Genomic DNA, 26,907 nt, shown 5'->3' with positions numbered 1-26,907 from the left:
CGCACCGTCACCTGAAGGGACCCCACTCGTGCCCAGCATCGATCTCACCGGCAAGGTCGCCGTCGTCACCGGCAGTGGCCGAGGCCTCGGCCTGGCCTACGCACAGGCCCTGGCCGCCGCCGGCGCCTCCGTGGTCGTCAACGACATCGACGAGGCCGTGGCCGAAGCGGCCGTGAAGTCCATCACCGAGGCGGGCGGCAAGGCCGTGGCCGAGGTCGTGCCGGTCGGTACGTCCGAGGCGGCCGACCAGCTGGTGAATCGTGCGGTGGAGGAGTTCGGCCGCATCGACATCCTGGTCACCAACGCGGGCATCCTGCGCGACAAGGTGCTGTGGAAGATGTCCGACGACGACTTCGACGCGGTGATCACCACCCACCTCAAGGGCACCTTCACCTGCGCCCGCGCCGCCGCCATCCGCATGCGCGAGCAGGGCGAGGGCGGCTCCCTGATCCTCGTCGGCTCCCCGGCCGGCCAGCGCGGCAACTTCGGCCAGACGAACTACGCCGCCGCCAAGGCCGGCATCGCCGCCTTCGCCCGCACCTGGGCCATGGAGCTGGGCCGCGCGAACATCACCGTCAACGCGATCATCCCGGTCGCCGCCACCGCCATGACCGAGACCATCCCGGTCTTCGCCCCGTACGTGGAGGCGCTGCGCGAGGGCAAGCCGTTCCCGGACTTCCTGCGCAAGGGCGAGGGCTTCGGCACCCCCGAGGACTGCGCGGCCCTGATCCCGTTCCTCGCCTCCGAGGCCGCCCGCGGCGTCACCGGCCAGGCCATCGGCATCGGCGGCGACAAGGTGGCACTCTGGTCGCATCCGCAGGAGATCAGGACGGCGTACGCGAACGGCGGCTGGACCCCCGAGGCCCTCGCCGACGTCTGGCCGACCTCGCTGGGCGCCGAGCCGCAGACCGTGGGCGTCCCCGCCCCGAAGATCCCGGAGGCGTGATGAGCCTGTCCATGAACGTGGACGAACTGGTCGCCATCGACGTCCACACCCACGCGGAGGTGTCCTCCAAGGGCAACTCCTCCCTGGACGACGACCTGCACGACGCCTCCTCCGCCTACTTCAAGGTCGAGGGCAAGCGGAAGCCGACCATCGAGGAGACGGCCGCCTACTACCGCGAGCGGAAGATGGCCGCCGTGATCTTCACGGTCGACGCCGAGTCCGCGACCGGCACCGAGCCCGTCCCCAACGAGGAGGTCGCCGAGGCGGCCGCCGCCAACGCGGACGTACTCATCCCCTTCGCCTCCATCGACCCCTTCCGCGGCAAGGCCGGCGTCAAGCGGGCCCGCCGCCTGGTCGAGGAGTACGGGGTGAAGGGCTTCAAGTTCCACCCCAGCATCCAGGGCTTCTTCCCCAACGACCGCTCGGTGGCGTACGACCTGTACGAGGTCATCGAGGAGACCGGCACGATCGCCCTCTTCCACACCGGACAGACGGGCATCGGCGCCGGTGTGCCCGGTGGGGGCGGCATCCGGCTGAAGTACTCGAACCCCCTGCACGTCGACGACGTCGCCGCCGACTTCCCCCATCTGAAGATCATCCTGGCGCACCCGTCCTTCCCCTGGCAGGACGAGGCGCTGGCGGTGGCCACGCACAAGCCGGGCGTGCACATCGACCTGTCCGGCTGGTCGCCGAAGTACTTCCCGCCGCAGCTGGTGCAGTACGCGAACACCCTGTTGAAGGACAAGGTGCTCTTCGGCTCCGACTACCCCGTCCTCACCCCCGACCGCTGGCTCGCGGACTTCGAGAAGCTGTCGATCAAGGACGAGGTCAAGCCGAAGATCCTGAAGGAGAACGCCGCCCGGCTGCTCGGCCTGACGAAACCATGACGAACCCCATGACGACACGGTGAGGGACACACCCCATGTGCAATGACGGACAGGGGCACAGACATGCGCAATGAGGGACTGGGGTCGTGGCCCGCCCGCCGGGCCCGCAAGACCCCGGGGCGTACCGCCCTGATCCACGGGGACACGAGCATCACCTATGGGGAGCTGTACGAGCGCACCACGCGCCTCGCCCACGCGCTGCGCGCCTCCGGCGTACGCCGAGGGGACCGGATCGCCTATCTGGGCCCCAACCACCCCTCGTACCTGGAGACGCTGTTCGCCGCCGGGACCCTCGGCGCGGTCTTCGTCCCGCTCAACACCCGCCTCGCAGGCCCCGAGATCGCCTACCAGCTGACGGACTCCGGAGCCAAGGCACTGGTGTACGCGTCCGGGTTCACCGGACTCGTCGCGGGGCTGCCGGGCGACACCGACGTCCGTACGTACGTCGAGGTGGGCACCGAGTACGAGGCGCTGCTCGCCGGGGCGGAGAGCGAGCCGATCGACCAGCCGGTCACCGCCGACGACACCTGCATCATCATGTACACCTCGGGGACGACCGGCCGCCCCAAGGGCGCGATGCTCACCCACGGCAACATCATCTGGAACGCCGTCAACGTGCTCGTCGACCAGGACGTCATCACCGACGAACGCGCCCTGGTCTCCGCGCCGTTGTTCCACACGGCCGGGCTGAACATGCTCACCCTGCCCGTGCTGCTCAAGGGCGGCACGTGCGTCCTGGTCGAGGCCTTCGTCCCCGAGGCCACGTTCGACCTCATCGAACGGCACCGGATCACCTTCATGTTCGGGGTGCCGACCATGTTCGACCAGGTGGCCCGCCATCCGCGCTGGGCCGGCGCCGATCTGTCCTCGCTGCGGATGCTGTCGTGCGGCGGCTCGCCGGTGCCGACCCCGCTCATCGCCAAGTTCCAGGAACGCGGGCTCACCTTCCTCCAGGGCTACGGCATGACGGAGGCCGCCCCCGGCACGCTGTTCCTCGACGCCGAGCACGCCGTGAGCAAGGCCGGGTCGGCGGGCGTACCGCACTTCTTCAGCGATGTGCGGGTCGTACGGCCGGACATGACACCGGTCGAGGTGGACGAGCCCGGCGAGGTCGTGGTCCGTGGGCCGCATGTCATGCCCGGTTACTGGGGGCTGCCGGAGGAGACGGCCGCGGTCTTCGCCGACGGGTGGTTCCGCAGTGGGGACGCCGCCCGGGTCGACGAGGACGGGTACGTCTACATCGTCGACCGCATCAAGGACATGATCATCTCCGGGGGCGAGAACATCTACCCCGCCGAGGTCGAGGACCAGCTCCTCGCCCACCCCGACGTCGTCGAGTGCGCGGTCATCGGCGTACCGGACGACAAGTGGGGCGAGGTGCCGCGGGCGGTCGTCGTGCCGCGGGAGGGCGCCGCCCTGGACGCGGACGAGGTGCTGGCGTCCCTCGCCGGGCGGCTCGCCAAGTACAAGATCCCGAAGTCGGTGGTGATCGCGGACGAGCTTCCGCGTACCGCCTCCGGCAAGTTGCTGAAGGCCCGGGTGCGCAAGCGCTACGGCACCGACTCTTAGGTCAACTCTTAGGTAAGGAACGCGATATGAGCATCACCGTGAACGGCATCGACGAGCTCAAGAAGCTCGCCGGGAGCGACCTCGGCGCCAGTGAGTGGATCGAGGTCACCCAGGAGCGGATCAACACGTTCGCCGACGCCACCGGCGACCACCAGTGGATCCACGTCGACCCCGAGAAGGCGGCGGAGGGCCCCTTCGGCGCGCCGATCGCCCACGGCTACCTGACCCTGTCGCTGTTCATCCCGCTCTTCACCGAGCTGCTGGACGTCGAAGGGGTCTCGACGAAGGTCAACTACGGCCTCAACAAGGTGCGTTTCCCCTCCCCGGTGAAGGTCGGATCCAAGATCCGCCTGGTCGGCAAGCTGGCCTCCGTCGAGGACGTGCCCGGCGGCGTCCAGATCACGGTCGACGGCACCATCGAGATCGAGGGCGGGGCCAAGCCGGCGGCTGTGCTGCAGAGCCTGTCCCGGTTCTACGCCTGAGCGTTGCAGGTACGGAAAGGGGCGCGGATTCCCGCGCCCCTTCTGCTGGTACGCCAGGCATGGGCACCGTCAGTCCACCGTTACGCCGCGATGCTCGACCCACGACTGACCCGCCGCAACCATGGCGTGAAGCCACGGCGAATCCGGCTTGCGCCCCACGGCCGTGCGGTACATGCGGAGCTGAGCGGCGGCGAACTCGTCAAGAGCCTTCGGCTCCGCTTCTGCCCACGCCGTACACTGTGCCCCCCCACGACTCCGCAGACTCGGCACTGTGTCCGGCGGCCACCAGTTGAAGATCCAGGATGGCCGGATCGATGAAGGCCGCCCCCCCCGAGTTGGCCAGGCCCAGTCCACTGCCCACATGCCCGACTCGCCGACGAGCAAATTGCTCGGGTTGATGTCCGTGTGAAGCAGGGTCTCGCCCCGGAAAAACTCGGCCTCCGAGTCGTTACGAACGAAGGGGTCCCAGCGGGTCTCTGGCCAACCCTCGGCGACCGGGGGGAGCTTCAGCCGTCCGATGCACTCGACGAGTTCAACGATCGATCGCAGATCCGCGGAGTCCGGTCCGAAGTTGGCCGGCCGCCCTTCGACCGCCTCGAAACCCAACACGACCCAAGACCCATCTTCGACATGCCACCGCAGGGCCGGGGAGATGGGCCACACGAACGCATTGACTTGCTTCTCGCGCGTGATGGAGTCGCGGCGACCGCCGGGGCTGTTGCGAACCGCCTTGACGAAGAATGGCCCCCTCTCGCAGTCGACGATGGCCGTGAGATCCGACATGAAGCCGCGCGCCGTTCGCTCGAAGCCGGTCACCGCCCCGGTGTGGGGGCGGATCAGGGCCTGAACCTCGGATGCGGTGAAGTCCTTGCTCATTTGTCCTTCAGTTCCTGGGGGTGCACTCACTTCCCGGCGTGCCGGGCGTGCATTCGTCGTCAGTGTCCGGAGTACAAGGTTTGGTGCCAGAGGCAACCGCGTCTCGGATGGACGCTTGAGCGGACGCCATCGCGGCGCCGCCGAGGATATCGGCCAGGGAAGCGGCTTGGACGTTGCCGACTGACCACGCCGTCGAGAACACGCACGGCGACACATCGCCATTCGGCCCGATGGCCGCCCGGCCGTCGCCGCATCGGCCACACAATCCACCCATGTCCGGGGCCGAACCCGTCGAGCCACGGCCGAAGGGGCGTACGTGGTACCTGCGGATGCTGGTCACGCCGAGGGCGTGAAGCTCCCGCTCCGCCTCGTCCGCGCGCCGCGCGTCGTCGCCGGCGATCAATCCCACGCGCAGCGGAATGCCGAGCTGCACTGCCTTGCCGATATTCGCCCGCGTACGGGCGTGACTCGGCCGCCCGGTCATCGCGTCGTGCTCCGCCGACTGGTCGGAGTAGTACGACGTCGCGAGCGTGACCCCGTCGCGCTGCAACAGGCCCCACCACTCTTCCGTGACGTGCACCAAGTTGCTGTAGACCTCGACCTTCAGCCCGAGACTCAGCACGCAGTTGACCAGCTCGGGCGCATCCGGGCGCATGGTCACTTCACCGCCCGTGAACTGGACGCCGGGCACACCGACACTGACGGCCTGGTCGAGAACGCCCTTCCAGTCGTCACCGGTCATGGCGCCGTGATCGCCGTCCGGCCCCGACGCGTTGTAGCAGTGCCCACAGCTGAGCTGGCACTTGCGGGTCAGGTCTAGCCACAGAAACCGGGGTGCGCCGGTGGCCGCCTCTACAGTCGAAGCTTCCGCGACTGTGGTCATGCTGCACTCTCCTTCGTGGGTGGCGTGCATCTGACGGACCGCCTTGCCACCCTCCGCCGACAGAGGATGGGCAAGGTGGGTAGTCCCCTTACCCGGGCTCGAACCGGGGTCGCTGCGCGCGGGAATCGAATCCTGCGAACAAACCGCGCGTATCTCAGTGCTCGTCCTGACCGAGCTACAAGGGGCCAGGGCGCGGTCTCGGCGCCTCAGTCTTGAGGGTGTGGCTTGGGCTGTTCGTGCCCGTCCAGGCCGCCACCCGGCTCGCCCTCACCGAAACACGGCTCTTTGCACAGGGAGGAGAAGTTCCGGGCCGCATTGCCCGCAGCCGCTTCATTCGCCGCCCTGCGGAATCGGACAAGTCATTGGCTCTCTCGCGCAGTCACAGCCATGCCCCCGCCTCGAATCGGTACGAGCGGGTGATGTGCTCCCGGTAGGTCAGGTGACCGGGGTTCGCCTTGAGGTGCTCGACGGCCCAAGCGCTGCCGTCCTCGCCCCACTCGGTGCCGTCGCTGCTCTCTCCGCACCCCTTGCACTCCATGGCGAACAAGGTGCGCTCGGCGTCCTCCCCGGTGTGGGGGTTCAGCGTCTGCTCACGGAATCGGTAGGTCGTGCGCGTCACGCCGCCCCCTTGGTCTCGCTGTGCGGATGGTTCACAAGCTCTTCGTTGCAGGTCTTGACCTTCGTCGTGTTCGCGACCCTCCGGGCGGCCTCACGCGCCTCGACCTGGGCGGTACACACGGTGCACCCCTCGACCGCCACGGGTTCGAGGCCGACTACCAGAACAACCGGCGCCCTCAGGGGCGTTACCGCCTCTTGCGGGTTCATGAGATGAGCCGACTCCGAAGACCCGAGAAGACACCCTCGATGTCCTCACGCGTCGGCTCCCTGAACCGTCTCGGCCACCATGCGGGGGCATGATCGGCCCACTTGCGCCACTGGTCCATCTCGACCACCACGGACACGGGCCCCGTGTAAGTCGGCCCCCGTTCCTGCACCTTGGCTGTCACGCTTCACCCCTCGCTGACGTCTGACACACACGCAACCGCGAATGAAGGCCGAGCGGTACCTTTGAAAGAGCGCGCGAAGTGGAAAGCGTGGAAGTTCGCCGACTTACGGGGAGCCGAGACCGTGACCGAGCGTCAGCCGAACGAAGGTCTGAGCGGGCTTCTCGCCGAAGCCCGGTGGACGCAAGTCGAGCTGGCCGCCGCAGTCAACCGGACCGGGGCGGAAGCTGACGTAGCCGTGAACTGCGACAAGAGCAATGTCAACAAGTGGCTTGGCGGAACAAAGCCACGAAAGGACGTGCGTCCACTTGTTCTTGAAGCCCTCTCACGACGACTCGGGCGGCCCGTCACCTACGAAGAAGCGGGTTGGCCGCTCTCGGCGGCCGAAACCGCGGTCTTCGCAGCGTCGCGGCCCGCTGACATCGTGGAAGGGCTTGTCACGACCGGAAGGGAAGACATGGACCCATCGCGGCGCAAGTTCCTCGCAACGACCCTCTACTCCGCGGCACTGCCAATCCCGGCGTTCGCGGAGCTTCAGGGGCGGGCCGAGGCGCACGCGTCAGGCCGCACTACGCGAATCGGGGCCGGCGAAGTCCGCACCGTGCGCACCATGACGGAACGGATCGCTGACATCCTTGACGAACTCGGCGGGGGGCACGCGCGGCCCATGGCCGCCGCCTTCCTGGTCAACACCGTTGCGCCGTACCTTCGGGCCGACGCGTCCGAGGCCGTGAAGAAGGACATGCTGGCCGCCGCTTCTGATCTCGTTTACTTGACGGGATGGATGGCCATGTACGAGAAAGCTCACGGACTCGGCCAGCGCTACTACGGTCAGGCCCTCGAACTTGCCGGAGCGGCTGACGACCATGTGACGTACTGCCGGACCCTTCGCGGCATGTCGCTCCAGGCCGCCAACCTGAAGCACACGCGGAAGAGCCTCGAACTCGCAGACTCGGCCGCCGAGGCGGCCCCGAAGGCGGGGCCTCGGCTTCAAGCCTTCCTGACAGGACAGCAAGCGCATGGCGCCGCTCTGGTCGGCGACCGGCGGCAAGCCTTCCAACGGCTTCGCGAGACCGAGGCCGCGCTGTCGAAGGCCGACAACCGACGTGACGCAGTGGGCGGTTACGATCAGGCCGCCTATCACTTCCATGTGTCCAGCGTCCTCTACGCCTTCGGCGACGTACCCGGATCGGTCAAAGCCATGCAGGACTCGAACCGGGTCCGCCCCTCGGTGGAGAAACAGGGAAGCGCTCACGCGAACGGCCTCCTGGCACAGCGTCAGTTGGAAATGGGACACCTCGAAGCAGCGTGCGCCACCTGGGGGAAGTTCCTCGACGACTACGAGACCTTGTCGTCGTCGCGTGCCGACGAACACTTCGAGATCATGCGGCGGCGCCTCCGCCCGCACATGTCCAACCTCTACGCGCGGGAACTCAGCGAACGAGCGCGCGAACTCGCGCGACAGAAGTCCGCGGTTTAAGGGCGCCTGCGCAAACCCCGGAACGATGACCCCCTGATACCAGAACGGCGCGGGGGACTGCAAGACCGTCGTGGCTGGTCGCGACCGCGCGGCGGAGCCGCATATCGACTCCGCCCCGCGCCACTTAAGGTTTGTTATTGCTCAACTCACATCCACGAACACCGGGTTCGAGTAGAACCAGGTGTCCTCCCACGGGTCCCCGTTGCCCGGAGCGTGCGGGATCGGGCCATGCGGGTCGACGGACGCGCCCAGATAGCCAGCCCCGTTGCGCTTGCCGTCGCTGCCGCGCAGGCGGAGGTAGAAGGACTCGTCCCCTGCCGTGATCGGGATGCACAGGGTGTACGTGCCCTTGCGGCCGGTCACGTCCTTCGTGTGGACGACCTTCGTGTCGGGGGCCTTCCAGGCGTCCCGGTCGGCCGCCGGGCCCCGTACCGTGCCTCTGATGACGTCCACGTGGGCCAACTCCGGGAGGATTCCCTGGGGGTTGGGGCGGGAGGCGGAGGTCACCGTGATGTTCAGGGTGAGTTTCTCGCCCTTGCGAACTCGCAGGCGGCCGCCCAGGGTGACGCCCCGGCCGTGGTCGTGGGCGCGCTTCACCCGGACGTCCAGGCCGTCCAGCAGGTGGCCGTGGTCGAGCCAGACGCGGCCGGCGCGCAGGCCCGCCATCACGGCGCGGTAGCCGAAACGCGTGACGCCCACGTGGGTGCGGCTGAACTGGCCGGGCCAGAAGTCGCTGCCGGGCTGCGGGGTGGTGGTGTTCACCGGGTCGGGGAGCCGGCCGGTGTTGTCGAAGTTCTGCCCGGCGGCCCAGTCGCCGTTCTTCCAGGTGTCGAAGACGATGCGGTGGGCGTCGGAGTTGGTGGTGATCGAGAACAGTTTGCCCTCGGCCAGCATCGAGTCCCAGAGGCCGCCGACCGTGGCCGTCGCCCAGTCGAAACCGCCGTACGTGAGGTACGCCTCCGCCGGGTAGCCGGGCCAGGACTGGGCGGACGGCTTGTTCTCGTACTCGCCGCGGATCGAGGTCGTGCCGCGCCAGCCGGGGATGGCCGCGCCCTGGGCGCCCGGTGCGCCCTCCATGCCGATCATGATCTTGGGGGCCGCGTCCCGCCAGTTGCGCATCTCGTGCGGGGAGTCGATGCCCAGGCGCATGGGGTGGTTGGCCAGTACGAGGACGTCGTCGACGTAACCCGTGCGGCGCTGCTCGGCCAGCCACTGGATGGCCTTGACCGCGTGTTCCTCGTTGCGGGCGGTGGCCGCGCCGCCGACGGAACCGTCGGTGTAGCCGAGCAGCTTGCCGTCGTAGGCGTTCTCGAACCGGGTGAGGAGGTCGATCTCGTTCGGGCCGGGGGCCGTGAAGACCGTGCAGTGCTCGGCGGCCGGGATGTACCACTCCAGACCCTGGAAGATCAGCTGACGCGGGTTCTCGGCGCGGGCCTTGAGGATCTCGGCGTGTTCCAGCGAGGCACCGTACCTGGCGTGCCCGATGTTGGAGTGCTCGGTGAACACCAGCCAGTCGAGGCCGTACTTCGCGCCCGCGGCGGCCAGTTGGGAGAACGTGTACTTGGCGTCGTGGCTGTAGACGGTGTGGATGTGGTGGTCGCCGACGAGGTACGCGAGGCGCGGGTCCTCGCCGCCGTGGTGGCCGGAGTCGGCCGTCGCGGGCGTGGCCAGTGAGCCCATCGCGAAGGCGGCCCCGAACAGGCCCGCGCCGCGCAGGAGCCCGCGGCGGGAGACGCCCTGCGGGTCCAGCGAGTCGGGGGAGACGGACGGGTCGGCCCAGACGGGCAGTTGCTGCTCGGACATGGTCGTACAGGCCTTCCGGGGGTGTCAGTGGTTCATGAACGACTTGACGGGCAGCGCGCGTTCGACGATGCGGACGTCGCCGAGTCGGCCGTACAGGATCTGGTCGATCCTGCCGCCGTACTCGTAGCCGCCGAGCAGCCACGGCAGGCCCACGGAGGTGATGCCGACAGAGGCCGCCTTCGGGTTGCGGACGACCGGGCAGCCCTCGACGTACAGGGTGGTGTGCTCGCCGTCGTTGACGACCGCCAGATGCCACCAGGTCTCCAGGGGTGTCTCCTGGCCCCAGTTGGTGGCGATGCCCTGCTGGTTGAGCGGGCGCATGGCCCACTGCGGCTCGCGGTCGTTGGAGAGGGACAGGGTGGCCAGCGGCTCGTCCGGGTCGTCGGCGGTCTTGCCGGCGGCGCCGCCGGTGCCGGTGCGGCTGACCAGGCCCGACCAGGCGTTGTGGGAGGGGTTCCAGTCGGCCGGGAGGCGGTAGAACGCCTCGATGGTGTAGCCGTTCTCGAACGTCGCCGAGTTGAGCGGGGCACCGTCGACCGTACGCAGATAGGCGCCCTTCAGCGGGGACTTGAAGCCCCGGAACTCCAGGCTGCCGTGACCGGGCTGGTCGGGGTGGTGGTCGGCGGACCAGCCCAGCTGGCCGCCGCCGACGGTGACCAGGGAGAGGTCGTTGCCGCGTCCGGAGCGGTCGCGGACCGTGTCGCTCACGGCCTGGTCGAACCGCCAGTACGCCACCGTGCCCGGGACCAGCAGCTTCGACACGGGCCGCTCCGCACGCGCGGGCACCGGGTCGAAGCCGTTGAAGCGGGCGGCGAAGTCGATGTCGACCGTGAACCGGTCGGCGTCGCCGGAGAGTTCGATCTCCTGCCGCTCCAGCTCGTTGAGCCCCTTCGCGGCCCGGCCCAGGATCCACGGGGAGATCGTCTCCACGTCGATGGCGTTCCGGTCGAGGTCGAAGTGGTAGAGGCGGATCATCGCCGCGCCGCCGAAGTACAGGTTCTGGTAGTTCGTGAGGTGCAGGTGGACGTCATGTCCCGCCGCGTTCTCGCGGGTCGCCCGGCCGGCGGGCCAGTAGTGGCCGTTGAGGGTGAGGAAGATCTGGTCGTGGTCCTTGATCAGCCGGTCCCACAGCTGCTGACCGTAGGACGACACCGCGTCGTCCTCCACGACCAGTTCGTGGGTCGTCAGGATCACCGGCGCCTTCGGGTGCCGTGCCATGACCTCCTTCGCCCAGGCGTACCCCTTGTCCGACAGCCGCCAGTCCAGCGCCAGGACCATCCACTGCCGGCCGCCCGCCTTGAAGAGGTGGAAGGAGTTGTAGCCGTCCGGGGAGGAACCGCCGTACGTCTTCTTGCCCTTGAAGCGGTCGGGGCCGAACACGTCCAGGTACGGAGTCGAGCCCCGCTGGTCGGTCGTCGACGACCTCACGTCGTGGTTGCCCGCGAGGATGCTGTAGCCCACACCCCGCCGGTCGAGGAGCCGGAACGCCTCACCGATCGCCGCGCACTCCTCCTTCGTGCCGTTCTGGGTGAGGTCACCGAGGTGGGACAGGAAGACGATGTTCTCTTCCCGACCGTGTTCCAACAGATAACGCAGGGACGCCTCGACGGGCTCCTTGTCGATGCTCGGCCCGTCGAAGAGGTACTGGGTGTCGGGCATCACCGCCAGCGTGAAACGGCGGCTGTCCGGATCGGGCCGCCAAGCGGCGGTGCGGGACTCGGCCGGGGCGGCCTGCGCCGTGGCCGCCGGGAGTGTGGCGACGGCCGTGGCCGCGGCGCCCATCAGGGCGGTGGCCCGCAGGAAGTTGCGTCTGCCGGCGCCGGCCTGGGCGGCCTCGCCCTGCTCGTGGTCATGCGAAGTACACACAGGTGCTCCGTGAAGGTGACAACAGCGGTGACAACAGCGGTGATGACAACGGGTGACAACAGCGAAGGGGGGTGGGATCAGAGGGCACGCAGCGTCCACGCCCAGCGGTGGACACCTGGTGGGATCAGATAGGAAGGCGAGGTGTCCGGGCCGCACGAGGCGGTGCCCAGCCCCCGGTGCGCCGCGTCGATGTGCACCACACAGCCCGGCCGGGGCACCAGTTCGTCGTGGTGCGCGGCGGCGGCCAGCTCCTCAGCCCGGTGACGGGTGACCGAGACCTGCCGGGGCCGGTCCAGCCGTACCGTCAGGACATGGTCGTCCCCCGAGAGCGTGAAGTGCCGTACGCCGTGCCGTCCTCCGCTCTCCTGCGGGCGCAGATACGGGGTGAACAGCTCGTCCACGGCTGCCGAGTGGTGCCCGACGGGCGCTCCGGCCGCGCGGTCCGGATAGCTCTCCCACGGGCCCTGCCCGTACCAGGCGAGGCGGTCGAAGCCGTCGGCGGTCTCGAACACCGTGCCGACGCGGGCCACGTCCGTCAGCTCCTCGGGCAGCACCGCCGTCTCCTCGACGAGGATCCGGCCGTCCACCAGCGCCGTGAACGTCTGCTCGTGCTCGACGGCCCCGGCACCGGTCAGCCAGCGGGACCGGACCCGCACCATGGGGCCCTTCCGCTCCACGGAGACCGTCTCCCGCTCCGGCCGCTCCAGGCCCAACTCGCGCCAGCGCCCGGCCATGCCACCGAGTACGTCGTTGTCGGTCGGGGCCCGCCACAGGCTCAGCGTCGGCGCGGCGGCGAGCAGCGGGTGCAGGAGCAGCCCGTCCTCGTCCGTCTCCGGCGGGGGTACGTGGCCCAGGTCGTCCTCGGCGCCCACCACCGGCTCGGCCGCGTCTTCCTCGGACGCCTCGTACCACTGCACCTGCGGGCTGCACACCTCGGTGCCGCGCGGTGCCCAGGGTTCGTCGGCGGCCGTCGTCACGCGGAGCGTCAGCCAGATCTCGCCGGCCCCGTCGAGTACCTCGGGCCGGTCGATCACGGCCGAGCCGCCGGGCGGTACGGCGGGGAGCTGGGCCGGGACCGTCCAGGTACCGCCGTCGGCCGCCGCGAACTCCCACTCGGCGGCCAGCCACGACAGATCACGGAAGTGCTGCCGGTTGTGCACCCGCAGCACCCGCCAGGTGCCCTCGCCCTCCACGGACAGCCGCACCGGCGCGGCGATCTCCCGGTGTTCGTACATCACCGGCTTGGGCGTGCGGTCGGGGAAGACGACCCCGTCGGCGATGAACGCGCCGTCGTGGACGGTCTCGCCGAAGTCGCCGCCGTACGCCCAGCGATGGCCGGGGGCGGCGACCCCGTTCTCGTAGAGCCCGGCGCCCCCACGCCCGGCCGGTCGTCCGTCGTTCACACACTGGAGAATGCCGTGGTCCCAGAACTCCCAGATGAACCCGCCCTGAAGACCTGGGGTGGCCTCGATGGCGGCCCACATGTCGGCGAGCGTGCCGTTGCTGTTGCCCATGGCGTGCGAGTACTCGCACTGGATCAGCGGCCGGGTCTGCGCACCGGAGAGCGCGTGCGCGACACAGTCCTCGATGGGCGCGTACATCGGGCACGCGAGGTCGGAGGCGTCGTCCGTGGCGGCCCAGTCCAGCTTCGCGGCGCCCTCGTACTGCACCGGCCGCGTCGGGTCGTGCCGCCGCAGCCAGCCCGCCGCCGCGTCGTGGTTGGCGCCGTAGTCGGACTCGTTGCCCAGCGACCAGATGATCACCGACGGGTGGTTCTTGTCCCGCAGGGCCATACGGGAGACGCGGTCCACGAAGGCGTTGAGATAGCGCGGGTCGTCGGCGATCTCATGGGCGTGGTCGTGCGACTCGATGTTCGCCTCGTCGACGACATAGAAGCCGAGCTCGTCGGCCAGGTCGTACAGGCCCGGGTCGCCCGGATAGTGCGAGGTGCGGATCGCGTTGAAGCCGAACCGCTTCAGCGTGACCAGGTCGGCGCGCATGTCCTCGTACGACACCGTACGGCCGGTCAGGGGGTGGAAGTCGTGCCGGTTCACGCCCCGGATGTAGACCCGATTCCCGTTGACGAGCAGGTCCCGGCCGCGGATCTCGACCTCGCGGAAGCCTATGCGGTGGTGCGAGGTGTCGGCGACGGTGCCGTCGGCGCGGTGGAGGTGGACGGTGAGGTCGTACAGCTCGGGGGTCTCGGCGGTCCAGGTCCGCACCTCGGGTACGACCGTCCGCAGCCGGACCTCGCCGAGGAAGTCGGAGACCCGCTCGTCCTCGGCGTTGACCCGGTCGAACTCGGTGTCCTGGGTGAGCGCCAGCCCGTCCAACTCCCCGCTGACGTACCACCCGGCGGGCAGCGCGTCCGTCCCCTCGGCCGACCGCACCCGGCAGTCCACCCGCAGCTCCCCGTCGCACCGCGCCCGCACGGTCACGTCCGCGAGATACAGCGGATCGGTGGCGTACAGCAGCACCGAGCGGGTGATGCCGCCGAGCCACCACTGGTCCTGGTCCTCGATGTGCGAGGCGTCGGACCACTTGACGACGGTGAGCCGTACGGTGGCGGGCGAGCCGGGGCGCACCAGGTCCGTCAGGTCGAACTCGGCCGCGAGATGGGAGTCCTTGGAGATGCCGACGGGCTGCCCGTCCACATGGACGAGCAGCACGCTCTCGGCGGCGCCGACCTGGAGGACGATCCGGCGGCCGGCCCAGGCGGCGGGTATGCCGACTTCCCGCTCGTACACACCGGTCGGATTGGCGGCGGGCACCTCGGGCGGGAACTCGGGCCACGGCATACGGACGTTGGTGTACTGCGGCGGGTCCTCCGCCGCCTCCAGGGCCCAGGAGCCCGGAAGCCCGGCCCACGACCAGGCGGGGCCGGGCTCGGTCTCGGGGGACGGCAGTAGTTGGAAGCGCCACTGGCCGTCGAGGGACAGCGCCCGGGCGCGGCGGTCGACCGCACTCATGGGCAACCGCCTCCAGGAGGTCACCTCGGGTGACTCCCAGGGGCGGAGGGCGATCAGGGGATCGCGAGGCATCAACGAAGGGCTCCCGTCGGTGGTGACTTGGGGGACGTGGTCGGCCGGGGAAGGATGCGGCCCTGCAGGCCCCAGGCGGGGTCGACGGGGATGCCGAGACGGTCCAGGACGGTGGGGGCGATGTCGATGAGGCGGGGCGTGTCCAGCCGGGTGCCGCCGGACGTTCCGGGCTCAGCTCCTGGCTCAGCTCCGGACTCGGCTCCTGGCTCGGCTCCGGGCTCAGCTCCGGGCTCGGCACCGGGCTCGGCTCCGGGCTCGGCTCCGGGCTCGGCGAGGACGACGAAGACCTCCTGCTCGGCACGCGTGTCGCCTCCGTGGCCGCCGGTGTCGAGATGTCCGTGGTCCGTGGTGACCAGCACGGTCCAGCGCTCTGCCGCACGGGCGGGGTCGGAGCGCCGGGCGTCGATCGCGTCCAGCAGCCGCCCGAAGTGGGCGTCCTGGTCGAGGAGGGCCCGGTCGTAGGCGGGGCTGAGGGGGCCCGCGGCGTGGCCGGCCTCGTCGGTGGCGCCGAAGTACACGAACACGACGTCCGGGTCGTCCTTGGTGAGCCAGCGCACGGCGGTGCGGGCGACGAGGCGGTCCGCGGTCTTGTAGCCGCGACGCTCGCCGTTGTAGCGCACACGTCGGCCGATGGCACGGCCGAGGGTGCCGCGGCGGACCAGTGCCGGCCAGGACACCGCGGCCGCCGTGCGCAGACCGGGCCGCGCGGTGGCGGCGCGGCTGAGGAAGTCCGGGTAGCGGGTGTAGTCGGCGCCGGTGAAGTCGTTGCCGGTCACCCCGTGCCGGTCGGGCCACACCCCGGTCAGCACGCTCGACCAGCCGGGGCCGGAGTCGGTGTAGGCCATGCTGGTGGACGGCCCGTTCTCGGCCTGGCCGTCCACCTCGCCGTAGGGCAGCAGGCTGGTGCCATGGGCGCCCGTGGCCATCAGGCCGTGCAGCACGGGTGCCGTGGACGGCGAGCGAAGCGAGATGGGGGTCCCCCCGGCCGGAGGCTGGGGGAGGATCAGCCGGTCGAAGCGCAGCCCGTCCATGCCGACCACGAGCACCTTGCCGCGCCGCGGCCGTTCCCCGCCGGAGACCTCCACCACTGTGCCCCTCCCTCTCGACTCCCTCTCGACACCGGTTCAGCTGCCCTGTACCGCGCCTTCGGTGGCGCCCGCGATGAACCCGCGCGCGAAGATGCTGAAGACCACGACCAGCGGGATGGCCGCCATGAGTACACCGGCCATGACCATGCTGTAGTCGGTGTTGTGGCCGAGGTTGAGCTGGGCGAGCTCCACCTGGAGCGTGACGTGGTCGGGGTTGGTGAGCACGATGAGCGGCCAGACGTAGTCGTTCCAGGCGTTGACGAAGGCGTAGATGGCGAGGAAGGACAACGCGGGCTTCATCATCGGCAGCGCGATGTTCCAGTACTGGCGGAAGAACCCGGCGCCGTCGATGCGCGCCGCGTCGAGCAGTTCGTCGGGCACGCCGTTCTCGATGTACTGGCGCAGCCAGAAGATGCCGAAGGCGTTGGACAGGGCGGGCCAGACCAGTGCCTTGAGCATGCCGACCCAGCCGATCTCGGACATCAGGATGAACTGCGGCAGGACGGCCAGCTGGAGCGGCAGCATCATGAACACCAGCAATGTGCCGAAGAGCACCTTGCGCCCGGGGAAGTCGAACTTGGCGAAGGCGAAGGCCGCCAGGGAGTCGACGAACAGCACCAGGACCGTGGTGACGCACGCGACGACGACCGTGTTGAGCATCGACCCGAAGAAGTCGATGGTGTTGAGCACGTTCCGGATGTTCTCGAGCAGATGGGAGCCGAAGGTCAGCTTCGGCGGGCTCTTGTAGATGTCCTTGGTGGTGTTGGTCGCCATCACGATCGTCCACACGAACGGGAAGACCGAGATCAGGACGGCCAGCATGAGGAGGATGTGTGCGGACAGGCCCTTGGGGCGGCGCAGCCGCCTCGCGCCCGTGGCCGGCCGCGTCGTGGCGGCTGTCGTCATGACTTCCTCCCTCGTTGCACGATGCGCCAGTTGATGACGACGAGCACGATGATCAGTACGAAGAAGGCCCACACGATGGCAGCGCCGTAGCCGTAGTCGTTGTCGAGGAAGGCCGACTGGTAGAAGTACAGCAGCGTGGTCAGGCCCGCCTGGCCGGGGCCGCCCTGGTTCTGGTTGGCGGCATTGCTGGCGAAGAGCACCTGGGGCTCGCTGAAGCTCTGCAGGCCGTTGATGGTCGAGATGACGACCGTGAACAGGATGATCGGCCGCATGATCGGCATGGTGATCTGGAAGAAGGTACGGACGGGACCGGCGCCGTCCATCTTGGCCGCCTCGTAGATCGACTGGGGGATGGCCTGGAGGCCTGCCAGGTAGATGATCATGTTGTAGCCGGTCCACATCCAGGTCATCAGCAGCGCGATCACCACTTTGATCAGCCACGGATTGCTCAGCCACGGGACGGGCTCGATGCCGACCGTGCCCAGGATCGCGTTGACGAGGCCGAAGTTGTTGCTGAACACCGCGCCGAAGAAGATCGCCACGGCGACGATCGACGTCACGTTCGGCACGTACAGGGCGATGCGGTAGAAGCCCTTGAAGCGGCGCACCGAGTGCAGCAGCGTCGCCAGCACCAGGGCGCCGAACAGCGTGGGCACGGTGGACAGCACCCAGATCAGCAGGGTGTTGCGGATCGACAGCCAGAAGACCGGGTCGTTCCAGAGGAACTCGTACTGCTGCAGACCCACGAACTGCTTCGCACCCAGGCCGTCGTAGCGCTGGAAGGACAGATACAGCGAATAGAAGACGGGGACGAAGCAGAACGCGGCGAAGATCAGGTAGAAGGGCGAGATCGCCAGGTACTGCCGCCAGTACGACAGCACCCCACGACGCCTGGGCCGAGCGGCGCCCGCGGGCGGGATGCGCCGCGGGCGGAAGCGGGCCGGGCCCGGCCCGCCACGGTGCTCGTGCACCGTGGCGGGGCCGGTGACCGGAGGGGACGACACCTCAGTTCACCCCCTGTCGCCGGGCGATCTGCTTGGCCTGGCTGACCGCGTCGTTCCAGGCGTCGTCGGGCTTCTTGCCCTTCGCCTCGATGCTGCTCAGCTCGGCCATGAAGGGCGCCATGACCGCGGAGTCGGCGGGTGCCTCGTAGCTGATGGGGATGGCCTCGGCGGCCGGGCCGAAGACCTCGATGATCTTCTGCCCACCGAAGAATTCGTCCCCGCCCGTCATGGCCTCCATCTCGTACGTCGCCGGAGAGGCGGGGAAAATGGTGGCGTCGGTGTAGCTCTTGGCGTTGTTGTCGGGGCTGAGGATCCAGCTGATGATCTTGAACGCCTCTTCGGGGTTCCGGCACTGCGAGGGCAGAGCCAGGTAGGAGCCGCCCTGGTTGGCCGGCCCGTCGGGCGACGCGCAGACCCGCCAATTGCCCTTGGTGCCCGGAGCCGCCGACTCGATGTCCAGCGCGTGCCAGGCGGCGCCGAGCTCGGTCGCCAGGTTCTTGCCGATGGCGGCGTTCCAGGTCTGGTCGTTGATCTTGGCGTCGATGCCCAGCGTGTAGGGGCGGATCGCCGTGTCCCATGCGGCGCGGATGTGGTCCTGGTCGCCGATGAAGTGGTTGTCCTCGTCGATGAACCGCTTGGTGCCCTGGCCGACCGCGATGTTGAACACCGAGCTGATGTTGTTGACCAGGAAGACGCCGGGCTGTGCCTTCTTCAGCTCCGAGCCGAGGGCGAAGTAGTCGTCCCAGGTCTTGGCTACGGCTGCGACCTTGGCCGGGTCGGTGGGCAGCCCGGCCTTGTCGAACAGGTCCGCGCGGTAGAAGAGCGCGGTGGGACCGATGTCGATCGGGAAGCCGATCTGCTTGCCGTCCTTGGTCTGGGCGAGCTTGGTCTTCCACTCCAGGTACTGGGACGAGATCTTCTTGAAGCCCAGGTCGTTCAGGTCGAGGAAGCGGTCGGCGTTGGGCAGGAAGGAGGCGATGTCCTCGCCCTTGATGCCGGTGATGTCGGGCACGGAGTCGCCGCCCGCCGCGAGGGTGGTGGTGAGCTTCTGCTTGAAGTCGCCGCCGATGGAGGAGCTGGTCAGCTTGATCTGGCCGCTGAAGTGTGTCTTGGCCTCGGCGACCACCTTGTCGCTGAGGGCGCCGCCCCAGTACCACATGGTGAGGTTCTTGCCGTTCTTGGTGCCGCCGGATCCCGAGCTGCCGCCGCAGGCGACGGTCAGGCCGGAGGCGGCCGCGGTGAGCGCGGCGGCCTGCAGGAAGCCTCTACGAGAAAGGTCCACGGGTCACTCCTGTTTGTTCCTGTTCGTGGTACTGAGGGGCGTTTTTCTGAGGGCTCGGCTGGGGGTTCAGTGCGGCCGCGCGGGCGGGGTGACCGGGGCGTGGTGCACCGGCGGGCCGACATCCGCCGGGATGTGGTGCGCGAGGAAGCCGTATGCCTTTTTCAGCTGGGGGTCGGTGGTCGAGCGCCACCAGCGGTCGACGCCGTACCAGCCGGGGGCCGCGAGCGCCCCGCCGTGGTTCCGCACCGACAGTCCGGCGGCCAGGACGGCGAACCGCAGCCGTTCCTCCAGCGGCCAGCCGCCGAGGGAGGCCGCGACGAAGCTCGCGCCGAAGACATCACCGGCGCCCGTCGCGTCGAGCACGTCGACGTCGAGGGCGGGGACCCGAGCGTACTCGCCGGTCGTCTGGTCCACGGCGATCGCGCCCTCGCCGCCGCGTGTGACCACGGCCACCGGAACGATTTCGCTCAGTGTGCCGAGCGCGGCGACCGCGCTGTCGGTACGCGTGTACGCCATCGCCTCGGTCTCGTTGGGGAGGAAGGCGTGGCACATGGCGAGCTGGTCCAGGAGGTCGCGGGACCACTGCTGGGTGGGGTCCCAGCCGACGTCCGCGTAGATGTGCGTGCCGTTCGCGGCGGCCTTGGCGAGCCACTCGCGTGGCTCGGCCTCGATGTGCACGAGCGCCGTGCGCGCCTCGGGCGGAGTGCGCATCAACTCGTCCTGGGAGTACGGCGGCTCCTGCCCGTGGGTGACCAGGGCACGGTCATTGCCGTACGCGAGCGAGACGGTGACGGGGGTGTGCCAGCCGTTCGCGGTGCGCGAGAGGGAGAGGTCGAGGCCCTCCTGGTCGGCGAGGACGTCACGGCAGTACGCGCCGTAGTGGTCGTCGCCGAAGACCGTGGCCAGGGAGGTGTTCAGGCCGAAGCGGGCGGCGGCGACCGCCAGGTTGGCGATGCCGCCCGGGCCGCAGCCCATGCCGTCGGTCCAGATCTCCTCGCCGGGCGTGGGCGGCCTTCCCAACCCCGTGAGGACGAGGTCGTAGAAGAGCAGCCCGGTCAGCAGCACGTCGGGCCGGTCGTCGTCCACGCGCGCACCTCTCGTCAGAACTCTTCAAATCGATGCCCGGAATCGTGCGCTGCTCCGGGAGATTGGTCAATACCCGAGCAGAAGTGAGCATGGAAATGATTGGGAATGGCGAGTACTGTTCAGCGCGTGCTGGCAGAACGACGACACCAACTCATCCTGCGGGCCCTGAGATCAGGCGGCCCCGCGGCCGTGACCGATCTCTCCGAGCAGCTCGGTGTGAGCCCGGCCACGATCAGGCGTGACCTGGTCAGGCTGGAGGAGGAGGGTCTGCTCACGCGTGTGCACGGCGGCGCGGTCGTGGAGGAGGGCGATCAGCCCTTCGCCGAGGTGGCCGGGGTGCGGGTGGCCGAGAAGGACGCGATAGCGGCGAAGGCCGCGTCGATGGTCCGCGACGGCCAGTCCGTACTGCTCGACATCGGCACCACCGCCTACCGCCTGGCCCGGCAGCTGCACGGCCGCCGCCTCACCGTGATCACCAGCAACCTGGTGGTCTACGAGGAGCTCGCCGACGACGAGGGCATCGAACTGGTGCTGCTCGGCGGCATGGTCCGCCGCGAGTACCGCTCCCTCGTCGGCTTCCTCACCGAGGACAACCTCCGCCAGCTCCACGCCGACTGGCTGTTCCTCGGCACCAGCGGAGTGCGGCCCGGCGGCCAGGTGATGGATACGACCGTCGTCGAGGTCCCCGTGAAACGAGCGATGATCAAGGCCGGCGACAAGGTCGTCCTGCTCGCCGACTCCACCAAGTTCCCCGGTACGGGGATGGCACGGGTCTGCGGTCCCGGGGAACTCGACGTGGTGGTGACCAACGACCCCGTGGACCAGGCGACCTGCTCGTCGCTGGAGGAGGCCGGGGTGGAGGTCGTGAAGGCATGACCCGCGTACTGGAACATGAACCACGCCGGCGGCGGCATGATCCACGACGACGGCCCGACCCGCACCCGTGACGGGAGGGCTGACACGTGTCGGAACAGTCGGCACGAATGCACGATCGGCAAAGGTGGTAGTTGCGTGAAGCTGACGATTCTGGGCGGCGGAGGATTCCGGGTGCCCCTCGTGTACGGGGCGCTCCTCGGCGACCGCGCCGAGGGCCGGGTCACCCATGTCGTCCTGCACGACCTGGACGCCGAGCGGCTCTCCGCCGTCACCCGCGTCCTCGCCGAGCAAGCGGCGGATGTGCCGGACGCCCCCGAGGTGACCGCCACCACCGACCTCGACGAAGCCCTCACCGGCGCCGACTTCGTCTTCTCCGCGATCCGCGTCGGCGGCCTGGAGGGCCGGGCCGACGACGAGCGGGTGGCCCTCGCGGAAGGCGTGCTCGGCCAGGAGACCGTGGGCGCGGGCGGCATCGCCTACGGCCTGCGCACGGTCCCCGTCGCCGTCGACATCGCCCAGCGGGTGGCCCGGCTCGCCCCCGACGCCTGGGTCATCAACTTCACCAACCCGGCCGGCCTCGTCACCGAGGCCATGTCCCGCCACCTCGGCGACCGCGTCATCGGCATCTGCGACTCACCGGTCGGCCTCGGCCGCCGTATCGCCCGCGTCCTCGGCGTGGCCAACCCGGGCGAGGCCTGGATCGACTACGTCGGCCTCAACCACCTCGGCTGGGTCCGCGGCCTGTGCGTCGCCGGCCGCGACGAACTCCCGCGCCTGCTCGCCGACCGCGACCTCCTCGGCTCCTTCGAGGAGGGCAAGCTCTTCGGCGTGGACTGGCTCCAGTCCCTCGGCGCCATCCCCAACGAGTACCTGCACTACTACTACTTCAACCGCGAGGCCGTACGCGCCTACCAGCAGGCCGAGAAGACCCGCGGCGCCTTCCTCAAGGACCAGCAGGCCCAGTTCTACGAGGAGATGCGGCGCCCCGACGCCCACGCCCTGAAGGCCTGGGACCGCACCCGCGCCGAGCGCGAGGCCACCTACATGTCGGAGAACCGGGAGACCGCGGGCGCCGGTGAACGCGACGCCGACGACCTCTCCGGCGGCTACGAGAAGGTCGCCCTCGCCCTGATGCGGGCCATCGCCCGCGACGAGCGCACCACCCTCATCCTCAACGTCCGCAACAAGGGCACCCTCTCCGTCCTCGACACCGAGGCCGTCATCGAGGTGCCCTGCCTGGTCGACGCCAACGGCGCCCACCCGGTCGTCGTCGACCCGCTGCCCGACCACGCCACCGGCCTGGTCTGCGCGGTCAAGGCCGTCGAACGCGAGGTGCTGGCCGCCGCCGAGGCCCACTCCCGCGCGACCGCCGTGAAGGCATTCGCCCTGCACCCCCTCGTGGACTCGGTGAACGTGGCACGCCGCCTGGTCGAGGGCTACACGGCCGTCCACCCCGGCCTCGGCTACCTGAAGTGATCCATCCCGGCTGACCGAAGTAACTTTTCACGGCTGACCAGCACAGCCTTCCGTGATTGTCTGAAGCCGGACCCTATTGAGGAGACGTACGGCCATGCATGACGAACGCCGCCGCATCGAGGAACGCGTCGAGCGCGTCCACAACCAGCGCATCAAGCCCGCGATCTACGCGGCCTCCGTGCCCTTCGAGGTCGAGGCCTGGCAGGCGCCCGGCGAGCCCGTGCCCTTCGAGGAGGCCGCGGCCGCCTCGTACACGCCCTTCGCGATGGACACACCGTGGGGCCCGCCGTGGGGCACGACCTGGTTCCGGATGCACGGCCAGGTGCCCGCCGAGTGGGCCGGCCGGCGGGTCGAGGCCGTCATCGACCTCGGCTTCGTCGGCGACTGGCCCGGCAACCAGGCCGAGGCCCTCGTCCACCTCACCGACGGCACTCCGCTGAAGGCCGTCAACCCGCTCAACCAGTACGTGCCGATCGGCAACCCGGTCAGCGGCGGCGAGACCATCGACTACCTGGTCGAGGCGGCCTCCAACCCCGACATCCTCGCCGACAACTTCTCGAAGATCACGCCGCTGGGTGACATCCTCACGGCCGGCGACAAGCCGCTGTACACCTTCCAGCGCGCTGACATCGCCGTCCTCGACGAGGAGGTCTTCCACCTCGACCTGGACCTCCAGGTGCTGCGCGAGCTGATGGTCCACCTCGGCGAGCACGAGCCCCGCCGCCACGAGATCCTGCACGCCCTGGACCGGGCCATGGACGCCGTCGACCTCGACGACGTCTCCGGCAGCGCCACCGTCGTCCGCGCGATCCTGGCCCCCGTCCTCGCCAAGCCCGCCCACGCCAGCGCGCATGTGGTGTCCGGTGTGGGCCACGCGCACATCGACTCCGCCTGGCTGTGGCCCATCCGCGAGACCAAGCGCAAGACGTCCCGTACGTTCTCCAACGTCACCGCGCTCGCCGACGAGTACGAGGACTTCATCTTCGCCTGCTCCCAGGCCCAGCAGTACGAGTGGGTGCGCGACAACTACCCGCACGTCTGGGAGCGCATCAAGAAGTCCGTCGAGAAGGGCCAGTGGGCCCCCGTCGGCGGCATGTGGGTCGAGTCCGACGGCAACCTGCCCGGCGGCGAGGCCATCGCCCGCCAGCTCATCCACGGCAAGCGGTTCTTCATCGAGCACTTCGGCATCGAGACCAAGGGCGTCTGGCTGCCGGACTCCTTCGGCTACAACGCCGCCTACCCGCAGCTCGCCAAGCTCGCCGGTAACGAGTGGTTCCTCACCCAGAAGATCTCGTGGAACCAGACCAACAAGTTTCCCCACCACACCTTCTGGTGGGAGGGCATCGACGGCACCCGCATCTTCACCCACTTCCCGCCCATCGACACCTACAATGCCCGCTTCAGCGGCGAGGAGATGGACCGCGCCGTCCGCAACTACCAGGAGAAGGGCGCCGGCACCCGCTCCCTCGCCCCCTTCGGCTGGGGCGACGGCGGCGGCGGCCCCACCCGCGAGATCATGGAACGGGCGAGGCGTCTGGCCGACCTGGAGGGCTCGGCGAAGGTCGTGGTCGAGCACCCCGACGAGTTCTTCGCCAAGGCCCGCGAGGAGTACGAGGACGCCCCCGTCTGGAACGGCGAGCTCTACCTCGAACTCCACCGCGCCACGTACACCTCCCAGGCCCGCACGAAGCAGGGCAACCGGCGCTCCGAACACCTCCTGCGCGAGGCCGAGCTGTGGGCTACGACGGCCGCCCTGCACGCGCCGGGCTACTCGTACCCGTACGAGAAGCTGGACCGCCTCTGGAAGACGGTCCTCCTCCACCAGTTCCACGACATCCTGCCGGGGTCGTCGATCGCCTGGGTCCACCGCGAGGCGGAGGCGGAGTACGCAAGGGTGGCGAAGGAACTGGAGGAGCTCACGGGGGAGGCCGTGGCAGCTCTGGCTTCTGGCGCTGTGCCGGGCGCCCATGTCTTCAACACCAGCCCCAGCGCCCGCGCCGAGGTCGTACGCACCCCGGAAGGCCCCCTCGCCTACACAAAGGTCCCGGCGAACGGCATCGCACCCCTCACCCCCACCGAACCCCCGCACCCCGTCACCGTCTCCGGTCGCGTCCTCGACAACGGCCTGGTCCGAGTCGAGGTGGCCGAGGACGGCACCCTCGCCTCCGTCCGCGACCTGCGCGCCGACCGCGAAGTCCTCGGCGACAAGGGCAACCTGCTCCGCCTCCACACCGACCTCCCGAACTACTGGGACGCCTGGGACGTCGACAAGCACTACAAGAACCGCTACACGGACCTGCTGGAGGCGGACTCCGTCACGGTCGTCGAGGAGGACCCGCTCCGAGGCGCCATCCGCGTGGAGCGATCGTTCGGCAAGGGCTCAAGGATCACCCAGACGATCACCCTCCGCGCCGGCAGCCCCCGGATCGACTTCGAGACGGACATCGACTGGCACGAGGCCGAGAAGTTCCTCAAGGCCGGCTTCCCGATCGACATCAGGGCGCCGCACTCCTCCGCCGAGATCCAGTTCGGCCACATCCAGCGCCCCACCCACACCAACACCAGCTGGGAGGCGGCCCGCTTCGAGGTGTCGGGCCACCGCTGGGTGCACGTGGCCGAGCCCGGCTACGGCGTAGCGGTGATCAACGACTCCACCTACGGCCACGACGTCTCCCGCACGGTCCGCGAGGACGGCGGTACGACCACCACGGTCCGCCTCAGCCTGGTCCGCGCCCCGCGCATCCCGGACCCGGAGGCCGACCAGGGCAAGCACCGCCTCACGTACTCCCTCCTCCCGGGCGCGACCATCGAGGACGCGGTCGCCGAGGGCTACGCGCTCAACCTGCCGCTGCGCGTCGCGGACGCGGCGGGCGCGCCCGAGCCGGTCGTCTCCGTGGACGGCGAGGGCGTGACGGTCGAGGCGGTCAAGCTGGCCGACGACGAGTCCGGCGACGTCGTCGTCCGGCTGTACGAGTCGCGCGGCGGCCGGGCCCAGGGCGTCCTGCGCACCGGATTCCCGCTCGCCGGGGCCCAGATCACCGACCTGCTGGAGCGCCCCTTGTCGGAGGCGGCCACGGACGGCGACGGTGTCCCCGTGACCCTGAGGCCATTCGAGGTGAAAACGTTGCGTCTGGCGGTGGGGAAGTCGTGACCGCCGTTCCCATCAAGAATTAAGAAACACGTAAAAGCCCAGGTCGCGGCGGGTAGGTTACCCGCCGCGACCCCCGTTCGTTCCCTTCACGACACCTAAAGTTCTTTTACCGACCGTGTGATACGGGACAACGCGAGTGAGAGTTGTGAGGTGTCATCGTGCGAGACCCGCGAATGTCAGCGATCGGCAAGGGGCTGAGGCGCCGCGGCAGACTGATCGCCGAGGCGGTGAGCCCGCCGAAGAAGCCCCTGAACGCTGTTCCGGCGCCCCGGACCGAGACCGCCGCCGAAGAGCCGAAGTACGTGGCCCCGCGCGCCCCCCGGCTTGTGGAGTCGCCGGTGTTCGTCCTCTCCTCGGTGCGCTCCGGCTCGACGCTGCTGCGGGTCATCCTCAACAGCCACAGCCAGATCCGCGCCCCGCACGAGATGCATCTGCGCACCGTTCACGTCCATCTCTCCCGCGACTTCACCGCGCCCGCCATGCAGGCGCTCGAACTCGACAAGGCCGAGCTGGAACACGTCCTCTGGGACCGGATCCTCCACCTCGAACTCAGCCGCAGCGGCAAGCGGATCATCGTCGACAAGACGCCGCCCAACACCCTCATCTGGCCGCGCCTGGAGCGATGCTGGCCGGACGCCCGCTACATCCTGCTGCTCCGCCACCCCGGCGCGGTCGTCCAGTCCCTGACCAGCCGCCGCGCCGACCCCGACCACGAGGCGATCCGGGCCGAGGTCCTCTCCTACAGCGAGAAGCTGGAAGAGGCCCGCCAGAACCTGCCGGTCCACATCATCAAGTACGAGGACCTCACCTCCGAGCCGGAAAAGGTCACCCAGGGCATCTGCGACTACCTCGACATCCCCTGGGAGTCCGCCATGCTCGACTACGGCTCCAAGGACCACGGCACGTTCCGCCCCCAACTCGGCGACTGGTCCTCCACGATCAAGTCCGGCCGAATCCAACAGGCCCGCCAGGCCGACCCCACCGCAGAACTCCCGCCCCGCCTCAAAGAACTGGCAAGGGCATGGGGCTACTCCGCGTAACTCTGTAAGACCGCCTTCGAACTCGGCCGGGTCGGTGCATTGGCGGGTGCGGGTGGTGTGTGGTTGCTCGCGCAGTTCCCCGCGCCCCTGAAAAGCGGGGGCTGCGCCCCGCTTTTCATCGGCCCGCAGGGCCGTCTTTCAGGGGCGCGGGGAACTGCGCG

Annotated in this window: 21 protein-coding genes; 9 read left to right on the top strand and 12 right to left on the bottom strand. The window is 69.2% G+C overall.

Annotated elements, in window-relative coordinates:
• Positions 1–28 precede the first annotated feature (28 nt).
• The 4 genes from F3T56_RS06680 to F3T56_RS06665 all read left to right on the top strand — a co-directional run bounded on the left by F3T56_RS06680 (position 29) and on the right by F3T56_RS06665 (position 3,884).
• Positions 29–946 (top strand): SDR family NAD(P)-dependent oxidoreductase, encoded by a 918-nt coding sequence (locus tag F3T56_RS06680; RefSeq protein WP_149823741.1) that lies wholly within the window; start codon positions 29–31, stop codon positions 944–946.
• 11 nt (positions 947–957) lie between these two features.
• The gene (locus F3T56_RS06675; protein ID WP_149823773.1) at positions 958–1,833 is read left to right on the top strand and encodes an amidohydrolase family protein; all 876 of its coding nucleotides are present in this window, start codon (positions 958–960) and stop codon (positions 1,831–1,833) included.
• A gap of 63 nt (positions 1,834–1,896) precedes the next feature.
• Positions 1,897–3,402: an o-succinylbenzoate--CoA ligase gene (menE, locus tag F3T56_RS06670; protein ID WP_149823740.1), complete on the top strand. Its 1,506-nt coding sequence runs from the start codon at positions 1,897–1,899 to the stop codon at positions 3,400–3,402.
• Positions 3,403–3,428: 26 nt separating this feature from the next.
• A complete protein-coding gene (locus F3T56_RS06665; RefSeq protein ID WP_009301942.1) occupies positions 3,429–3,884 on the top strand; it encodes a MaoC family dehydratase in 456 nt (151 codons plus the stop codon).
• A gap of 69 nt (positions 3,885–3,953) precedes the next feature.
• Here F3T56_RS06665 and F3T56_RS06660 read toward each other — a convergent pair whose 3' ends face one another.
• The 4 genes from F3T56_RS06660 to F3T56_RS49245 all read right to left on the bottom strand — a co-directional run bounded on the left by F3T56_RS06660 (position 3,954) and on the right by F3T56_RS49245 (position 6,381).
• Complete coding sequence (locus tag F3T56_RS06660) at positions 3,954–4,760, bottom strand: protein kinase (RefSeq protein WP_246203448.1); 807 nt, start codon at positions 4,758–4,760, stop codon at positions 3,954–3,956.
• A 7-nt stretch (positions 4,761–4,767) separates the two neighbouring features.
• The gene (locus tag F3T56_RS06655) at positions 4,768–5,643 is read right to left on the bottom strand and encodes a radical SAM/SPASM domain-containing protein (RefSeq protein WP_149823739.1); all 876 of its coding nucleotides are present in this window, start codon (positions 5,641–5,643) and stop codon (positions 4,768–4,770) included.
• Positions 5,644–6,022: 379 nt separating this feature from the next.
• The gene (locus tag F3T56_RS06650; protein ID WP_149823738.1) at positions 6,023–6,262 is read right to left on the bottom strand and encodes a DUF7848 domain-containing protein; all 240 of its coding nucleotides are present in this window, start codon (positions 6,260–6,262) and stop codon (positions 6,023–6,025) included.
• Positions 6,259–6,381: a hypothetical protein gene (locus F3T56_RS49245; RefSeq protein WP_281291810.1), complete on the bottom strand. Its 123-nt coding sequence runs from the start codon at positions 6,379–6,381 to the stop codon at positions 6,259–6,261. The genes F3T56_RS06650 and F3T56_RS49245 overlap by 4 nt, the downstream gene beginning before the upstream one ends.
• Before the next feature lie 390 nt (positions 6,382–6,771).
• Between F3T56_RS49245 and F3T56_RS06645 the strand changes: the two genes are divergently transcribed.
• Positions 6,772–8,127, top strand: coding sequence for an NsdA family TPR-like regulatory protein (locus F3T56_RS06645; RefSeq protein ID WP_149823737.1), 1,356 nt, complete (start codon positions 6,772–6,774; stop codon positions 8,125–8,127).
• A 141-nt stretch (positions 8,128–8,268) separates the two neighbouring features.
• Here the strand turns inward: F3T56_RS06645 and F3T56_RS06640 are convergent, their stop codons facing one another.
• The 8 genes from F3T56_RS06640 to F3T56_RS06605 all read right to left on the bottom strand — a co-directional run bounded on the left by F3T56_RS06640 (position 8,269) and on the right by F3T56_RS06605 (position 20,203).
• Entirely contained in the window at positions 8,269–9,930 is a 1,662-nt protein-coding gene (locus F3T56_RS06640) for a PHP domain-containing protein (RefSeq protein ID WP_149823736.1), read from the bottom strand.
• Positions 9,931–9,954: 24 nt separating this feature from the next.
• Positions 9,955–11,796, bottom strand: coding sequence for a LamG-like jellyroll fold domain-containing protein (locus F3T56_RS06635; protein ID WP_149823735.1), 1,842 nt, complete (start codon positions 11,794–11,796; stop codon positions 9,955–9,957).
• A 77-nt stretch (positions 11,797–11,873) separates the two neighbouring features.
• Positions 11,874–14,837: a glycoside hydrolase family 2 TIM barrel-domain containing protein gene (locus F3T56_RS06630; protein WP_149823734.1), complete on the bottom strand. Its 2,964-nt coding sequence runs from the start codon at positions 14,835–14,837 to the stop codon at positions 11,874–11,876.
• Positions 14,837–15,868: an alkaline phosphatase family protein gene (locus tag F3T56_RS06625; protein WP_149823772.1), complete on the bottom strand. Its 1,032-nt coding sequence runs from the start codon at positions 15,866–15,868 to the stop codon at positions 14,837–14,839. The genes F3T56_RS06630 and F3T56_RS06625 overlap by 1 nt, the downstream gene beginning before the upstream one ends.
• 93 nt (positions 15,869–15,961) lie before the next feature.
• Entirely contained in the window at positions 15,962–16,831 is an 870-nt protein-coding gene (locus F3T56_RS06620) for a carbohydrate ABC transporter permease (protein WP_149823733.1), read from the bottom strand.
• Complete coding sequence (locus tag F3T56_RS06615) at positions 16,828–17,712, bottom strand: carbohydrate ABC transporter permease (RefSeq protein ID WP_149823771.1); 885 nt, start codon at positions 17,710–17,712, stop codon at positions 16,828–16,830. The genes F3T56_RS06620 and F3T56_RS06615 overlap by 4 nt, the downstream gene beginning before the upstream one ends.
• A gap of 124 nt (positions 17,713–17,836) precedes the next feature.
• The gene (locus F3T56_RS06610; protein WP_149823732.1) at positions 17,837–19,117 is read right to left on the bottom strand and encodes an ABC transporter substrate-binding protein; all 1,281 of its coding nucleotides are present in this window, start codon (positions 19,115–19,117) and stop codon (positions 17,837–17,839) included.
• A 66-nt stretch (positions 19,118–19,183) separates the two neighbouring features.
• Positions 19,184–20,203, bottom strand: a complete 1,020-nt coding sequence (locus F3T56_RS06605; protein ID WP_149823731.1) for a carbohydrate kinase family protein — start codon at positions 20,201–20,203, stop codon at positions 19,184–19,186.
• A gap of 126 nt (positions 20,204–20,329) precedes the next feature.
• Here F3T56_RS06605 and F3T56_RS06600 point away from each other — a divergent pair, with 126 nt between their 5' ends.
• From F3T56_RS06600 to F3T56_RS06585, 4 genes are all read left to right on the top strand, one after another.
• On the top strand, positions 20,330–21,079 hold the full coding sequence (locus tag F3T56_RS06600) for a DeoR/GlpR family DNA-binding transcription regulator (protein WP_149823730.1): 750 nt from the start codon (positions 20,330–20,332) through the stop codon (positions 21,077–21,079).
• Positions 21,080–21,214: 135 nt separating this feature from the next.
• Entirely contained in the window at positions 21,215–22,555 is a 1,341-nt protein-coding gene (locus F3T56_RS06595; protein ID WP_149823729.1) for a 6-phospho-beta-glucosidase, read from the top strand.
• A 94-nt stretch (positions 22,556–22,649) separates the two neighbouring features.
• Positions 22,650–25,706 carry an alpha-mannosidase gene (locus tag F3T56_RS06590; RefSeq protein WP_149823728.1) on the top strand — a complete coding sequence of 1,019 codons (3,057 nt, stop codon included), beginning with the start codon at positions 22,650–22,652 and terminating at the stop codon, positions 25,704–25,706.
• Positions 25,707–25,864: 158 nt separating this feature from the next.
• Positions 25,865–26,746 carry a sulfotransferase family protein gene (locus tag F3T56_RS06585; RefSeq protein ID WP_149823727.1) on the top strand — a complete coding sequence of 294 codons (882 nt, stop codon included), beginning with the start codon at positions 25,865–25,867 and terminating at the stop codon, positions 26,744–26,746.
• Positions 26,747–26,907 lie beyond the last annotated feature (161 nt).

This window comes from Streptomyces tailanensis (assembly GCF_008386495.1).
Classification (GTDB): Bacteria; Actinomycetota; Actinomycetes; order Streptomycetales; family Streptomycetaceae; genus Streptomyces; species Streptomyces tailanensis.
This window is presented reverse-complemented; position numbering and strand designations above follow the sequence as displayed.